Raw genomic sequence first — 15,013 nt, 5'->3', positions numbered from 1 at the left:
ACCTGTAAACCAATCTGGTAGGGCGGCCATAGGGCCGCCCTACTTCTTTTGCAGTATTGTCCCGTTCATCAAAGAATCTCCACCGCCGCCCGCATCATCTCGTCGTTCACATCGATATAGCGTTGCGTGGTGCTCATGTGCTTATGACCAGCCAGTGTCATGATGACCTTGGCCGACACACCCGAATGAGCCAGCCGCGTTATGAACCAGCGCCGACCGCTGTGACTGGTCGCGCCGTCAATTCCAGCTTCGTCGTATATCTGACCGAATAGCTGACACAGCGTATTGGCCGAAAACGCTGTGCGTTTCTGCGTCATCAAAAGCGGCTCGGCGAGATCGAGTGTCGTGTAACACGACACGTAGCGCTCAATTTCCTTTCTCAACTTGCCATTGATGAAGATCGTCCGCGCTTCGTTGGTCTTGGTCATTGCCGCTCGCAGTGAAATGCAATCGCGCAAGTGACGTGCGTCGTCGATCACGTCGCCAAGCTTCAGTGCAGCAATCTCTCCGACACGAAGCCCTGCGTAAAAGCTCAGCATCAACGCCATGCGGTTGCGGGCGGAAAAACGAGATTGGGCGACCACAGTGAGGACGCGCTTGAGTTCTGTTTCAGTTGGTACCCTTGCCTGCTTCATCACAAAACCTCATAAAATACACGCTTTACGCACTAAATATTATACGATAGATATAGGTACGATCGCTACGGCGCTGTTCTTCTATTAGTCTCAACGCTTTAGCGTGAAACATAATGAAACATAGCTTTTATGAGGTATTTGTCTGGGCACGAGGGGCGAGCAAGGGCGCCGCGCTCCTTCGTGCCTCTGTAATCAGTGCCATTTATGTTTCTGCATGGATTGTCTCTTTTCGGGCGGCTATTGCCATGGGGGCAGCTCCTGGTGTGAGTGCTTGGTTTCCCCCAGCTGGACTGACTTTCGCATTTCTACTTAGGTTCCCGCGTCTGTGGCCCATGGCGTATGTCGGCGTTGGCTATATCGTCGCTACGGCCCCATACCCGCACTCCACGCTCGCCATAATTCTCTCCTGGTTCATTCCCCCAACGGCCTATGTCGTCGGAATTCGGTCATTGCGACGCTGGCTCGGCTCTGTCCACATTGACCTCGCCAACATGCGCCACCTGATCGCCTTCTCGATATTCTCGTTGCTGATTCCTGTCGTAGCGGCATTGGCTCTCATCGTGAACTTCTGTGCCGATGGACTGATCCCTTGGTCGAATTACTGGGATATGGTTCTGCGCTTCTCCCTGGGGGATGCGATTGGCATCGTCACACTCTCGCCCATTCTTCTGCTGTCGCGGAGTGATTTGGCGGCTGCGACAAGTGGACGGTCGCTGATCTGGCTTGTCGCCAGCTTTGTCGCAATCGGTTTGGCAATCTACGTGGAAACGGTCGCAGTGGTTCTGGGGCAGGACCAGGGGCCGATGTCGTATTTTCTTATGCTCCCCATCGCCTGGAACGCCATGAATTTCGGCAATGTGGGCTCGGCTGCGTCCAGCTTGATCGCCAACATCTCTATTACGGCGGTGAGTTGGCTGGCCCCCGATCATCGGATTGTCGTGGGCGCTCCGTACTTCATGCTGTCGGTCGGCTATCTCGGACTAATCATTGGCAGCATGACCAGTGAACGCGAACGCGGCGTTCAGAAGCTGCGGGTGCAGGAACGTGCGCTTGATCGCGCCTATACCCATTTTACGGGGCAGCAGACTGCGGCGAAACTGGCCCACGAAATTCGCCAACCGCTGGCGGTGGTCTCAACTTATGTCGAGGGGCTGGTTGGCTACATTGAGAAGGATGCCAATCGCACGGACGATGCCTTGATGCTGGCCAAACGCACAGATCGCGAGGTCCAGCGCATCGGGGAAATCATTACCGCAGCCCAGTCGAAAATTGAACATGCGGCAGGGCAGCGGGAGACTTTTGATTTCGCCAGCGTCATGCAGGACGTTGATCCCCTGCTTCGCCAAATTTGCAAAGATCACAGCGTTACTGCAATTTTTGATGTAGCGGTGTCTGCTCGGGTTTCGGGCGTCAAGGCTTCCTTGCAGCAGGTTATGGTGAATTTCGTGCGGAATGCCTGCGAGGCCATGAGCGCGGTTCCTGCAACAGATCGCCGCCTGAATGTAGAAACAAGTCTCACGGATGAGCGGATCAGCGTGACCGTCTCGGATAATGGAACCGGGCTGGCACAGGACATGGAGAAGGCTGGACACGCGCTGTTTGCATCGACAAAAGTCGGGGGCAGCGGCTTTGGCATCCCTATCTCAAAGACCATCATTGAAGGCCATGGTGGCGCTTTAACCATCATGAACCGCCCTGAAGGTGGCGCGGTTATTTCGTTCTGGCTCCCCATCGTGAAAGCGGCCTGATCATGAGCGATAATCAGCGCTATACCATCGCCGTGGTCGATGACGATGAAAGTTTCCGCGAAGCGGTTGTCTGGCTGCTTTCTTCGAGGTCTTTCAACGCGGCTGGGTACGCTGATGCGTCATCATTCTTCGCAAATCATCCTGTTGAAGCCCTCGGCTGCGCCTTCATGGATCTGCGGCTGGGCGATCTGTCAGGCCTTGATGCATACCGAGAGACGCGTGAACGTGGGTTCGATATGCCCGTCGTTATGATTTCCGCTTACGGCGATATATCGACGGCAGTCCATGCTGTCCAGCTCGGCGCTTTTGGCTGGGTCGAAAAGCCTGTTCGCAACGAGAAGCTGATTGAGACGGCTGTGTCGGCCTGCTCTGCACATGAGCAGACCTGCAAGCAATATGGCCGCGCTGCCGATTACGTCCGTAATTTTTCGCTTCTCACTCCCCGTGAACGGGAAATTCTGATGCACCTTGGCAAGGGCGCGACGGCAAAAGAGGTCGGGTTGGAATTGGAAATTAGCCATCGGACGGTTGAAACGCACCGCAATCAGATTGCGGAAAAACTTGGCCTGAAATCTGCGCGAGATATTGCAGCAGCTCTTTTTCATACACGGCACTTTTATGCCGAACTCACTGCGACGTGATGCAACGCCGACAAACAATGATTGCTACCAAATTGAATTGATTTCACTCAAAGGTCGGCTAAATGCATCCTTCGCGATTCTACCAACTAATGCGAAGCAGTACGGTCGCTGCAATGTCTGTCGCGTCCATATGCGTGATGCCCGCAGTAGCTTCTGAAGATTCCAGCGGCCAAAAACCGTCGATCAGCGGAACGGTGAATATGTTCATTGGCGACCGCTGGCGCTATGCGGCGGAAGACAAGACGCAGCGCAATGACCTGTTCGTCTTTGTCGAGCCATTCATAAAAGCGAGCTTCAACAAAGAACTGTCGATCCAAACGCTTTTCACATATGACCCTGCCATTGATCCCCATCCCGATGAAAGCCGTGCATTTGCCAACGAGCAACTACACCTGAAAAACCTTGTTCTCGACTACAGCAAGGACGAATGGGGCGTTTACGGCGGAAGATTCGCCGCCGAATTCGGCCAGGCCTGGCTCACGCTCCCTGGCTATTTCGGCAGGGAACTGGCCGAGGACAACGCCATATGGGATCGTAATGGCGTTGGTGGCTGGATGAATGTGAAAGGTGGCGAGGCTGGTACGGTGCGCGTGGCCGCCAGCGCCTTCATGCTGGACACCACCATCATGAGCAAATCGTGGATTGGAACGCCGACACGGACGCGGAAGCGCCAATTTGACGGCGGACAGAGCAATACTGGACGGCTGGATTCTTTTGCACTATCGGCGACGGGAACAAAGGTTCCTTCATTTGATGGATTTTCCTGGCATACAGGAGTATTGCGGCAGGAAGTCAGAAAAATCAGTACCGCCAATTCCGATATTCCCGACGCCGAACTTGGCGTGGTCGGCGGCATTCGGCAGGAGTGGAAAATTGATGACTGGCTGGTTGTCGCTCCGATGTTTGAATACCAGCATTTCTGGAACAGGGGCGGTGTGCAGAAGGCCGAGCGGGATTACATCTCGACGGGCATGGAGATAAATCCCGCGAATTGGCGACTGAGCGTCGGCTACACGTTGCGGATCAGCAATGCACCAAATGTCGAGGAAAAGCGCGACTACCTGTTCAACACGAGCCTCGGCTATGAATTCGGCAACGGTGTGCGCCCCGAAATCGGCTATCGCGTCAGGAGCATCGACAGCCTGGAGGTGTACGAGATCACCTCACGGGTTCTGTATGTATATAAATTTTAATTTATTATTTCTGCGGAACTCGTCGGCGTAAGCTTTCTGTCTTTCGATAACGCAACGGCAAAAGCAACAATTATTCCTAGGAGGGGCACAAGCACCAAAATTCCGCCCCAAGGATTTCTTCCGATTGCACGGAGACGTCTTACGGTAGCTGCCACCATAATCCAGTGAGATATGAGGTATGCTGCTATTAGGACGTAAAAGGCACTTGCGCCAAATGCGCCGATTAAAAGCCGTGCTACAGCATTATTAACAGAAACGAAATATATAAAAACATATTGCGCGATAGACAATATTGCTTGTTTTTGCGATATCGTTCCGCGCAATGAAAATATTGAAATATTACTATGCATTTCACTGCCCCATTTCGGCTGCATCTGCATTTGCACAGTCTGCCGATTGACGTTGATCCGCCCAATTTTTTCCAGGACTGGGGGGAGACCTCAAGCATTCCGATGCGGCCATTACCAAGTCATAGGCCAACATATTTCCGCAGTCGCGGATTGCCACCGCAACATACGGGCGTGCATCAGTAGCAAATACGGAGGCTCTTTGAATCAGTTCCGCATTTGGTCTGTCGTGTTACACGACAGTCGGCTTTCCTTCAAAATCCCAATCTCCATGGCCGCTGCAATCACAGCGTCTCCCATCGGCCCCTGAATTTCGTCGGGCAGCGTGACAGCGGTTCGCCAAGAACCGTCTGGCGCTCGGTAATTTGGCAGGGTGATTTCCGTCTTGGCAGCGTCAGCGCGAACCTGAACGCCGTGGATGACGATGGACACGCCATCGAGGATCAATTCCACATCGGCCAGTGCCAGCACGCGGCCTGCATGGATGGCCGTGATCTGTAGGACGCTGATGGTGGCCGTGCTGGTTTCCATCGCGAAAAAATAGCATGGGAAGGCTTGTTCACAAAAGCGAAGACCCCCGTCTGCTTGGCAGGCGGAGGCTTCGCTGGTTATGCCGCTTGTGAACTGGGCGGCGTCTGGATGGCTATCGTGTCGCACGACACCGATTTGCTCTGTGCTGCACTGGTCGGCGAAGGCTGACTGACCGTCGTGTTACGCGACACTTTGGGAGGTGGAACAGGCTGAATATTGGCTCTCCTGGAGGTGATCACATCCGTCTCAAGTTGCATGAGCAATCCTCTGATACTGCTGCCATATTTCGCAATGTACTGGTTAATTTGCGGATCGCTCATTCCAAGTCCTTCGCTTTTCAAAACACGTTTCACGAAGGGTACAAGGCGCATAGCTGGAGGAGGATCAAATTGGAAAATCTGGGTTCGACCTTGAATTCCTCCATCCAAGTTGTTTATGTAATTGGTGGTGAATATAAACATCGCGTTGCGTGCAAAGTCGTCAAGAACTCCTTTTAGTGCAAGCTGAGCTGGTCTTGTAAGCTGCTCAGCTTCATCGATGATAACGAATTTGCAGCCCAAAGAGTTCCAAGAAGAAAGGCTCAAGAAGCTTGTTACTGGTCGAATATCAATAACGCTTCTTATCATGCTGCCATTGATGAAGCGCACTTCATTTTGCCAATCGACATCTGCCACGACCGCTTTTGGCATTAACTTTGCGATGGTGGTCTTGCCAGTGCCGTATGTGCCGTAAAGAACTATGTGATTGAACCGACCAGCGTTTTCGTATGCGCGGATGTCGTCTTCCGTCTGGCTATCGGGATACACGACATCAGCAAGGGTGTTCGGCTTGTATTTGATAGTAAAGGAAACCATTTTCTTTCTCCTGGCGGCTGGGGATAAGTGATGGAGGGGCGCCGCTACCCTCCACCACGATTGACCTGATTTAGGCCGCTTCATTGACCGAATCGTCATCGGCGTTGACCTTGTAAATGACGAAAGCCTTGTCCGACGGCTCGGGCAGTTTTTCGTCAATCCGGGACTCAGCAGCAAAATTCCTCTTGTCCATTTTCGCGTGGAGGGCGGCCTTAGCCTCCTTCGCAGTTTTTTCATCCGCCCTCTTTTTGGTAGCAATGTTCTTCTTCATGGTTTTGATCGCCTTGGAGGCGCTGGCCTTACAATCCGCGTCTTCCGCAGCGGCAGCCTTGATGACAATGCTCTTGGCGCGTTCATCGTTTACCTTGCCGATAAACTTGACGACGCTCAGGCTGCGATCAGGAGCGATGCGCGCAAGGACCATCACGTATCCAGTTTCCTCGGGAAACTTGGAACTGGGGGCGATGCTGGCGATGGCAGCTTCCTTGCCAAGCCTTGCTGCGGCCTTGTTGAACGCCTCGGGATCGCTGGTTGTGCCCGAAGACCCACCGCCAGTCGTCGCATTGCCGGTCCGAATGGCTTCAATGCCTCCCTCGCGCTTCACCCACGCAGCGAAATCCGCAGTCGCCTTGCTGGCATTTTCATGCGCGGCCTTCATGACCGTGGCGTAGGCGCTGACGCGACGACGGTCATTGTCCCCAAAGATCAGCTTGATCAACTTGTTCGCAGGATGCACCGCAGCGGTGAACTTGATGCCCTTAGCAGTCAGCATCTTGTCAAGCTCTTCGACCAAGAACTGATTTTGCTTCAGCTGCTTGTAAACCTCAAAGCAACGGCTAAGAATAGAGTAGAGCTTTGTATTGCTGGCAGCGAGTTCAATTTTCTCCCAGTTTTCGCGCTCAGAGATGAGGGACTTACAGGTAGAGTTAATGCTTGTATTAAGATTAGTCATTATAGTGGTCTCCTTTATGGTCAGGCTTGCTGCCGATCTCGTCGGTCAAAATTCAGCCGTGACGATGTTCATATTGATAGCGGCCCTGCGTGACGCGCGAACGCCACAAGCACGCAAAAGCCACAATGTTAGACAGAAGATCCCGCTTAGCTTGTGTCGATAGACATGGTTATCCTCCTCTGAGCAATGTCAGTCAAACTCCACACTGGAGCGTCTGCACGATGTAAAGTGACAAACTACAAAAAGCAGGCGTGCGTAATCACGCCGAGATAGTCAATATCGTGACAAAAAGTACTGCGATAATTTTGGGGTGGGTTTCGACAAGGCTTTTGGCCTTGCGATTCGGCAAAAAAATAACTGGCCACTTGGTTGCTGTGTGGCCAGCTCGATTTGTAACGGTTCGCGTTTAACTGAGAGCAGAATATCAGATTCGACGGTATTGTCAATAGGCAAGTGAAAAATAATGTTGACCTCACTCTCCAACCCTGATACCCCCTCTGAAAATAATTATCGCATTGAAATTGTTCATTAAAAAATTTAGCGCCCACCTGATTTGATAAGCCGCTGGGTGTGTCGGCTCGGAAATGGGCGGCTGTCGTGTAACCCGACGCGGCTTTCTGTAGGTTAAGCCTACGCCTGTCTTTTCGTTGTGATCCGCTTCAAGTCTCCATACCGTGTTCGCAGTACGTTCCTATTTGGAGAATTGGAAATGAGCACGTTGGACAAGCTGAAGCTGATGGAAGTCACCCGCAGGGCGGCGGCCAGCACCCCCGAAGGGCATTTGCGAAACAGGATGGTCGAGGCCATCAACCAGCAGATCGCTGCTGCGGAAGCGATGCAAAGCGGCGAAAGCTTCCAGCTTCGTCGTCGGCATTGGGTAAAAGGCACTGGCGGTGAAAAGACCCTACAGGAGAAGCTGGTCCGCTTTCGTCCGTGGTACTGGCAGGAGGCCAATGGCGCGTTCATGCTGGAAGTGCGCTACGGAAATAAGGTGATCGAGATTAAGCCCAAGAAGACGGCCATCGAGGTCGGCGTGGTAGCCGAACTGGTTCCGACCTTGACGCTGCTGCGCGAAGCGGTGGTCGCTGGCGAACTCGACAAGCAGTTGGCCGCTGCAAAAGGCCGTTTTGGTAAAAAGCTCGCGTAAGAAGCTTTTCCAGCCCCATACAAGCGGGGCTGGTTTCATGAGTGCCGCACTACACGGCCTCCGGCTTTGAAGCGTGTGCGGCGGTTGGCAGCGCGAACGCGGCGGCGGTCCATATATAAGGTGTGCTTGTCGTGTCACACGACACTGGTAATCAGCGACCGTGGCAATGCCTAGCCCGATTGCAGTTCCAAAATTTTGCTGCACTGCATATAATTGCCCGATGAACAGCAACAGCCAGACCGACTGCCATCTCAAAGTCGCCCACGAGATTGAGCGGAATGCCGAGAAACTGGACCACGCGAATTTGAACGAAATCACGGACAAATTGCGCTGCGCTTCCTCCTGCGTGAATCACTGTACCTGTGGCCAAACCAGCTATTGCACCATCGCCATTGCGGGGCTTTTCTCTCGGATCGGCAGACGCAGTTGATCGCATCGCTGTCGTGCAACACGACAGCAACCTGACCAAAATCAGCCCAACATATCGCTCAATCTGATCTTTGCGCGTCTGCGCGGCACATTGGGATCGGGTTCGGCCTCGGGTGCATCAGGGTCGAGTGTTGGCCCTTCGGGCGCTTTTCGTAATAGCGCTTCGGCCATCGCGGGGTTCTCGGTCAGCATGGCGACCCATGTCTTCATATCAAGCTGCTGTTTATCGTGGGTCAGTTCCTCCGAGCGTTGCTGCGGCTCGTCCTGACCGTAGTGTTTGCGGATCATCTCCACGCTCGTGCCCATGTTCTTCGCCAGCAACCAAACGTCCACTCTGCCGTTGATCAGGCGGTCGGTCGCATAGGTATGGCGCAGACTGTACGGTGCGAACTTTTCGCCATGCCGATTTGTCACCAAATCGACCGTCTTGAGCAGAGCTTCCATTCCATGGTTGAAGCTCTTGATCGGTTTGCCCGTCGCTCTGTCGGCGAACACAGGATCACGGGGCTTGGTCCACGGTGAGAATGACCTGATGTATTGCAGCGCCGACCATGTGTCCTCGCTGCTGACCGCGAGCCGTTTGCCTGTCTTCGTGTCATCACGGACATGGACATGGGTGATCTTGCGAGTGCCAAATTCCCCTTTGGCCTCGACCAGTTCGCAATCTTCCCACCTGAGTTGCTGGTGCTCTTTCCCAGGGCGCAGGCCAGTCTCGAACATAAACCGCATATAGCCACAGAGCATCTTGCGGTCATGCTGCACCACGGGGCCGTTGGCACTCTCTATATATGGCCCCATTGCCGCATCCACGCGCTTCCATTCCGAGGGTGAAAATGCTGGCCGCCGATTGTCCTCGCGGGGGTCTTCCTCAATGTCGGGAATTTGATCACGGGAGACCCATTTGCGCTTCAAGGCCGCCTTGAATATGGCCTTGAGAATGAGGATTTCACCCGAGCGCTGGGTCTGCGCTTTCTTCGGCATTTTGGCCTTGATCAGCCTGCCGCCGCGCATATATTCCCGCGTTTCCTCCTTGGAGCCAGGGCCGCTGATCCAGTAGTTCAAGCGCCAGGTCTTATACGCTTCGATCTGATCCTGCTTGATCGCGTCGATGGCCTTGCTCTTGAAATACGGCAGCAGATAGCGGTCGATGACGGCCTTGTTATCGCGTTGTGTCCGAGCCGTCTTTTTCCCTGACGCTACAGCAGCAGCGAGGTCTTCAAGGTACGCATCGACCGATCGCTGGAAGGTGCGGCTGTGAATCGCAATGCCGCGACGGTGGTCGGCGGTCAGTTCGTAGAATTTTTCGAGGGCGACTTCCTTCGCTTCTTCGAGGTCGCGCTTACCCGTCGTGCTTGTCACATAGCCTTTGTGGCCCTTGATCTTGTAGCGAGCCGTCCAGGTCTGCGCCCCCATATAGAGACGCTGATAGAGCGCTATTGCGCCATCGAGAATATGAACAACATTGCCCATTTTCAGCCTCGCAACGGCCCAATTCTTTGCGGTGCAGCACGGCCAAAATGGCCGATGAGCAGCGTTGGACCACTGCTAATGTACTGCTAATGCCAAAAACGAGCAATGCGACCACAAGAGCGATCTGCTAACGCATTGTATTTGTTGTAAAAAGTTGGCTGGGGGACTAGGATTCGAACCTAGACTGGCGGAGTCAGAGTCCGCTGTCCTACCGTTAGACGATCCCCCACCAGGCTCGCTGGCGGAATGGAGAGGCCACCCTGAGGGGGCCTGCCACGAGAGGCGCACCTTCTATCACAGCGTCCCGATGCGATCAATGGTCAAAGCGGGGGGAATTTGGGCGGTGGGGCGGGGCGGGAGAGGGCGCTTCCCACCGCCCATGAAACCGGAGTAACATCCGCCCCCTTTCAGTTCTAAAGCCGCCGTCCGTATCATGCCGTCCGCCCCCCTTTACGCCGCGCTCGATCTCGGCACCAACAACTGCCGCATGCTGGTGGCGCGGCCGACTCCGCGCGGCTTCAAGGTGGTGGACGCCTTTTCGCGGGTGACCCGGCTGGGCGAGGGCCTGGGGGCATCCGGCGTGCTGTCCGAGGCGGCCATGGACCGCACCTTGGATGCGCTGGAAATCTGCGTGGCCAAGATGGAGCGCAATCAAGTCCGGCGTGCCCGGCTGGTGGCCACCGAGGCCTGCCGCCGCGCCTCCAACGGCGCCGAATTCACCGCTCGCATCGCCGAGCGCACCGGGCTTGAGCCCGACATCATCAGCACCTCGGAGGAAGCCGGTCTGGCCCTGGCCGGCTGCGCGTCCCTGCTGGACCCGCTGGTGCCTTGGGCGCTGGTCTTCGACATCGGCGGCGGCTCCACCGAATTGGTGTGGGTGCGCAACACCTTGGGCACCCAGACCGTCATGGGGGTGCAGTCCATTCCCACCGGCGTCGTCACCCTGGCCGAGCAATGGGCCGCCGAACTGGGCTCCAACGCCGGTTATGCCCAGGTGGTGGACCAGATCGGCCGCGCCTTCAGCCCGTTCGAAAGCCTGCACACCATCGCCTCGCTGATGACCGGCAATCTGGTTCAGATGCTGGGAACCTCGGGGACCGTCACCACCCTGGGGGCGCTGCATCTGGGGTTGCAGCGCTACGACCGCTCGCAGGTGGACGGGCTGGAGCTGGGCTTCAACGACATCGCCGCCGTGACCCGACGGCTGGCCGCCATGAGCCATGACGAGCGATCCGCCCATCCTTGTATCGGGCCGGAACGCGCCGATCTGGTGCTGGCCGGTTGCGCCATCTTGGAGGCGGTCTGCCGACTTTGGCCGCTGGGCAAGTTGCGGGTCGCCGATCGCGGCGTGCGCGAAGGCGTTTTGCTCGGCATGATGAAGGACGACGCCGTCAACAGCGGCAGGAGAACGTCATGAGCGGCGGAAGCAAGAAGGGCGGCGGCAGCAAATCGGGAAGCCGGACCACCGGTTCCGCCCCCGGCACCTCCCGCGAGCTGACCGTCAAGGTCAAGACCGCCAAGCGGCGCAAGCTGTCGTCGACACTGTGGTTGCAGCGCCAGCTCAATGATCCCTATGTCCACGAGGCCAAGCGCCAAGGCTATCGCTCGCGCGCCGCCTTCAAGCTGATCCAGTTGGACGAGCGGTTCCATATCCTGAAGCCCGGTCTACGCATTGTTGATCTGGGGGCCGCTCCCGGCGGCTGGACCCAGGTGGCGGTCCAGAAGGTGGGTGGCAAGAAGGGCAGCATCGTGGTCGGCATGGATATCCTGGAATGGGATCCGGTGCCCGGCGCCATCACCATGCAAGGCGACTTCCTGGCCGACGATGCCCCCGACCGTTTGAAGGAGGCCCTGGGCGGCCCCGCCGACGTGGTGTTGTCGGACATGGCTGCCCCCACCACCGGCCATCCCTCCACCGATCACCTGCGCATTATCGGGCTGGTGGAAGTCGCGCTTCATTTCGCGCTGGAGATCCTGACGCCGGGCGGCACCTTCGTCGCCAAGGTGTTCCAGGGCGGCACCGAGAAGACCCTGCTGGACCAGTTGAAGAAGAACTTCACCACCGTCCGCCACGCCAAGCCGCCCGCCAGCCGCCAGGGCTCGGCCGAGACCTATGTGGTCGCCATGGGATTTCGGGGAAGCGTGGAATAGCCCTGCTCAGGCTCCCCTTGAGACGTGGCTTCGAATGTGTATGATGGCGCGCCACTAACCGGACACCGGAGGCGGCATGGTCATCAAGGAAGCCCTCACATTCGACGACGTTCTGCTGGTCCCGGCGGAATCCGATGTTCTGCCTGCCCAGGCCGATACGCGGACGCGGCTGACCAAGAGCATCGAATTGGGTATCCCCATGCTGTCGGCGGCCATGGACACCGTCACCGAGGCCCAATTGGCCATCGCCCTGGCCCAGGCCGGCGGCATCGGCGTGCTTCATAAGAATCTGGACATCGAGACCCAGGCCGCCGAGGTCCGCAAGGTCAAGAAGTTCGAATCCGGCATGGTGGTCAATCCGCTGACCATCCACCCGGAACAGCCCCTGGCCGACGCGCTGCGGCTGATGGCGGACAACAAGATTTCCGGCATTCCGGTGGTCGAGCGCGGCTCGGGCAAGCTGGTGGGCATCCTCACCAACCGCGATGTGCGCTTCGCCTCCGACGCGGCCCAGCCGGTCTACGAGCTGATGACCAAGGAAAAGCTGGTCACCGTGCGCGATGGCGTCGACAAGGAAGAGGCCAAGCGCCTGTTGCACCAGCACCGCATCGAGAAGCTGCTGGTGGTGGACGGCGATTACCGCTGCATCGGTCTGATCACCGTCAAGGATATCGAGAAGGCCCAGGCCCATCCCACCGCCGCCAAGGACGAGAAGGGCCGCCTGCGGGTCGCCGCCGCCACTTCGGTCGGCCCCGACGGCTTTTCCCGTGCCATGGCCCTGATCGAGGCCGAGGTCGACGTGGTGGTGGTCGATACCGCCCATGGTCATTCCAAGGGCGTGCTGCAAACCATCCGCGACATCAAGAAAGCGGCGCCGCTCTGCCAGATCGTAGGCGGCAACATCGCCACCGCCGACGCGGCCAAGTCGCTGATCGACGCGGGCGCCGACGCGGTCAAGGTCGGTATCGGTCCCGGCACCATCTGCACCACCCGCATGGTGGCGGGCGTCGGCGTGCCGCAGCTCTCCGCCGTGATGGAAGTGTCCGAGGTCGCGCACAAGCACGGCGTCATGGTCATCGCCGACGGCGGCATCAAATATTCCGGCGACATCGCCAAGGCCATCGCGGCGGGCGCCGATTGCGTCATGCTGGGCTCGCTGTTCGCGGGCACCGAGGAAAGCCCCGGCGAGGTGTTCCTGTTCCAGGGGCGCTCGTACAAGTCCTATCGCGGCATGGGCTCCATCGGCGCCATGGCGCGGGGCTCCGCCGACCGCTATTTCCAGGCCGAGGTCAACGACAAGCTGAAGCTGGTTCCCGAAGGCGTCGAGGGCCGGGTTCCCTATAAGGGGCCGGTGGCCACCGTCATCCATCAGTTGATCGGCGGCCTGCGCGCCGGCATGGGCTATACCGGCAACCGAACCATCGCCGAGATGCAGACCCGCTGCCAGTTCCGCCGCATCACCTCGGCGGGCCTGCGTGAAAGCCACGTCCACGACGTGGCCATCACCAAGGAAGCGCCCAACTACAAGACGGATTGATTTCCCTCTCCGTCCCTGTCGCGAAAGATCGCCCATGACACCGGCCGCCCGCCTCCAGGCCGCCATCGAACTGCTGGCCGAAATCGAAAAGTCGGCAAGACCCGCGGATTCGGCGGCCTCCGCCTATTTCCGCGACCGCCGCTATATCGGCGCCAAGGACCGCCGCGCCGTGGCCGAGGTGGTGTGGCGGGTGCTGCGCCGCAAGGCTCGCCTGGATTGGTGGTTGGCGTTCATGGAGCATCCCGACCGCGATAATCTGAGCGGGCAATGGGGGGCGCGGGCCCGCGTCTTCGCCGACATGGCCTTCGAGGGCATCGCCCCCGAGCCCGACCTGTTCAAGGGACAGCACTCCCCCTATCGGCCCGAACCGCACGAGCTGCGGGTCATGGAGATGCTGGCCGAGCAGAAATCCATGTTTCATCGCGACATGCCGCCCCATGTGCGCGGCGAATATCCCGAATGGCTGACGCCGCGCCTGACCGCCCTGTTCGGTGACAAGCTGATCGACGAGATGGGCGCCATGCGTGACGAGGCGCCGCTGGACCTGCGGGTCAATGCCTTGAAGGCCACCCGCGACGAGGCCGCCCGCGCCCTGGCCAAGGAAGACATCAAATCGGTGCCGACCCCTCATTCGCCGCTGGGGTTGCGGCTTGCCCGAAGGGTGCCGCTGGTCCAGGTCCAGGCTTGGCGCGACGGATTGGTCGAGGTCCAGGACGAAGGCTCGCAACTGGTGGCGCTGCTCACCGATGCCCAGCCGGGCATGGCGGTGGTGGATTACTGCGCCGGGGCGGGGGGCAAGACCCTGTGTCTGGCCGCCGCCATGGCCAACAAGGGTCGGCTGGTGGCCTGTGACGTTGCGGAATGGCGGGTCGACCGCGCCGGAGACCGGTTGCGCCGCGCCGGTGTCCACAACGTCACCAAGCGGGTGATCGGCGGCGAGAGCGACAAATGGATCAAGCGGGCGGCGGCCAGCTTCGACCGCGTCCTGGTGGACGCGCCCTGCACCGGCACCGGCACCTGGCGGCGCAATCCCGACGCGAAATGGCAGTTGGGCGAAAAGGATCTGCTGGAACTGGTCGAGCGCCAGAAGCTGATTCTCGACAGCGCCGCGCGCCTGACCAAGAAAGGCGGGCGGCTGGTCTATGCCACCTGTTCGCTGCTGGCGGAAGAAAACGAGGCCCAGATCGGAGATTTCCTGATCCGCCATCCCGACTATCGGGTGATTCCGGTGCCCGAGCTGTGGGCCGCCGTCATCGGAACCCCGTGTCCGGTGCCGGGGCCTTATTTGCGTCTGTCGCCGCTCGCCCACGGCACCGACGGATTCTTTGGTGCCTTCCTGGAACATGCTTAGTGAGCCAGCATTTACAATGGTGTTGGG

At 57.8% G+C, this 15,013-nt stretch carries 14 protein-coding genes and 1 tRNA gene; 8 read left to right on the top strand and 7 right to left on the bottom strand.

All coding sequences use genetic code 11. The features are described 5' to 3' along the window. Positions 1-68: 68 nt before the first annotated feature. Positions 69-635 carry a tyrosine-type recombinase/integrase gene (locus CU669_RS11795; protein ID WP_112144897.1) on the bottom strand — a complete coding sequence of 189 codons (567 nt, stop codon included), beginning with the start codon at positions 633-635 and terminating at the stop codon, positions 69-71. Positions 636-748: 113 nt separating this feature from the next. Between CU669_RS11795 and CU669_RS11790 the strand changes: the two genes are divergently transcribed. The 3 genes from CU669_RS11790 to CU669_RS11780 all read left to right on the top strand — a co-directional run bounded on the left by CU669_RS11790 (position 749) and on the right by CU669_RS11780 (position 4,217). After that, entirely contained in the window at positions 749-2,383 is a 1,635-nt protein-coding gene (locus tag CU669_RS11790; protein WP_112144895.1) for an ATP-binding protein, read from the top strand. 2 nt (positions 2,384-2,385) lie between these two features. Further along, on the top strand, positions 2,386-3,024 hold the full coding sequence (locus tag CU669_RS11785) for a response regulator transcription factor (protein WP_112144893.1): 639 nt from the start codon (positions 2,386-2,388) through the stop codon (positions 3,022-3,024). A gap of 113 nt (positions 3,025-3,137) precedes the next feature. Continuing rightward, positions 3,138-4,217: a hypothetical protein gene (locus tag CU669_RS11780; protein ID WP_146747726.1), complete on the top strand. Its 1,080-nt coding sequence runs from the start codon at positions 3,138-3,140 to the stop codon at positions 4,215-4,217. On the opposite strand, the gene CU669_RS21120 is transcribed toward CU669_RS11780, so the two are convergent. The 4 genes from CU669_RS21120 to CU669_RS21370 form a co-directional block, all read right to left on the bottom strand. Continuing rightward, on the bottom strand, positions 4,214-4,597 hold the full coding sequence (locus CU669_RS21120) for a DUF805 domain-containing protein (protein ID WP_146747725.1): 384 nt from the start codon (positions 4,595-4,597) through the stop codon (positions 4,214-4,216). The two genes, CU669_RS11780 and CU669_RS21120, sit on opposite strands and share 4 nt — an antisense overlap. Positions 4,598-4,771: 174 nt before the next feature. Further along, positions 4,772-5,095 (bottom strand): hypothetical protein, encoded by a 324-nt coding sequence (locus CU669_RS11775; protein ID WP_112144889.1) that lies wholly within the window; start codon positions 5,093-5,095, stop codon positions 4,772-4,774. A 77-nt stretch (positions 5,096-5,172) separates the two neighbouring features. Next, positions 5,173-5,949 carry an AAA family ATPase gene (locus CU669_RS11770; RefSeq protein ID WP_161539649.1) on the bottom strand — a complete coding sequence of 259 codons (777 nt, stop codon included), beginning with the start codon at positions 5,947-5,949 and terminating at the stop codon, positions 5,173-5,175. 70 nt (positions 5,950-6,019) lie between these two features. Continuing rightward, entirely contained in the window at positions 6,020-6,901 is an 882-nt protein-coding gene (locus tag CU669_RS21370) for a hypothetical protein (RefSeq protein WP_161539648.1), read from the bottom strand. Positions 6,902-7,610: 709 nt separating this feature from the next. Here CU669_RS21370 and CU669_RS11765 point away from each other — a divergent pair. Then, positions 7,611-8,048: a DUF6641 family protein gene (locus tag CU669_RS11765; RefSeq protein WP_112144885.1), complete on the top strand. Its 438-nt coding sequence runs from the start codon at positions 7,611-7,613 to the stop codon at positions 8,046-8,048. 471 nt (positions 8,049-8,519) lie between these two features. Here CU669_RS11765 and CU669_RS11755 read toward each other — a convergent pair whose 3' ends face one another. After that, positions 8,520-9,947: a tyrosine-type recombinase/integrase gene (locus CU669_RS11755; RefSeq protein ID WP_112144881.1), complete on the bottom strand. Its 1,428-nt coding sequence runs from the start codon at positions 9,945-9,947 to the stop codon at positions 8,520-8,522. Between the two features lie 155 nt (positions 9,948-10,102). Further along, positions 10,103-10,176 (bottom strand) — tRNA-Gln (locus CU669_RS11750). 204 nt (positions 10,177-10,380) lie between these two features. Here CU669_RS11750 and CU669_RS11745 point away from each other — a divergent pair. The 4 genes from CU669_RS11745 to CU669_RS11730 all read left to right on the top strand — a co-directional run bounded on the left by CU669_RS11745 (position 10,381) and on the right by CU669_RS11730 (position 14,986). Then, positions 10,381-11,364 (top strand): Ppx/GppA phosphatase family protein, encoded by a 984-nt coding sequence (locus CU669_RS11745; RefSeq protein ID WP_239988686.1) that lies wholly within the window; start codon positions 10,381-10,383, stop codon positions 11,362-11,364. Beyond that, complete coding sequence (locus CU669_RS11740; RefSeq protein ID WP_112144879.1) at positions 11,361-12,098, top strand: RlmE family RNA methyltransferase; 738 nt, start codon at positions 11,361-11,363, stop codon at positions 12,096-12,098. The genes CU669_RS11745 and CU669_RS11740 overlap by 4 nt, the downstream gene beginning before the upstream one ends. 76 nt (positions 12,099-12,174) lie before the next feature. Next, positions 12,175-13,635 carry an IMP dehydrogenase gene (gene guaB / locus CU669_RS11735; RefSeq protein WP_112144877.1) on the top strand — a complete coding sequence of 487 codons (1,461 nt, stop codon included), beginning with the start codon at positions 12,175-12,177 and terminating at the stop codon, positions 13,633-13,635. A gap of 34 nt (positions 13,636-13,669) precedes the next feature. After that, positions 13,670-14,986, top strand: coding sequence for an RsmB/NOP family class I SAM-dependent RNA methyltransferase (locus CU669_RS11730; protein WP_112144875.1), 1,317 nt, complete (start codon positions 13,670-13,672; stop codon positions 14,984-14,986). Positions 14,987-15,013 lie beyond the last annotated feature (27 nt).

The sequence above is a fragment of the Paramagnetospirillum kuznetsovii genome, assembly GCF_003284725.1.
Lineage (GTDB): Bacteria > Pseudomonadota > Alphaproteobacteria > Rhodospirillales > Magnetospirillaceae > Phaeospirillum > Phaeospirillum kuznetsovii.
The sequence above is the reverse complement of the archived record's forward strand: the minus strand, read 5'-3'. Positions and strand labels throughout refer to the sequence as shown.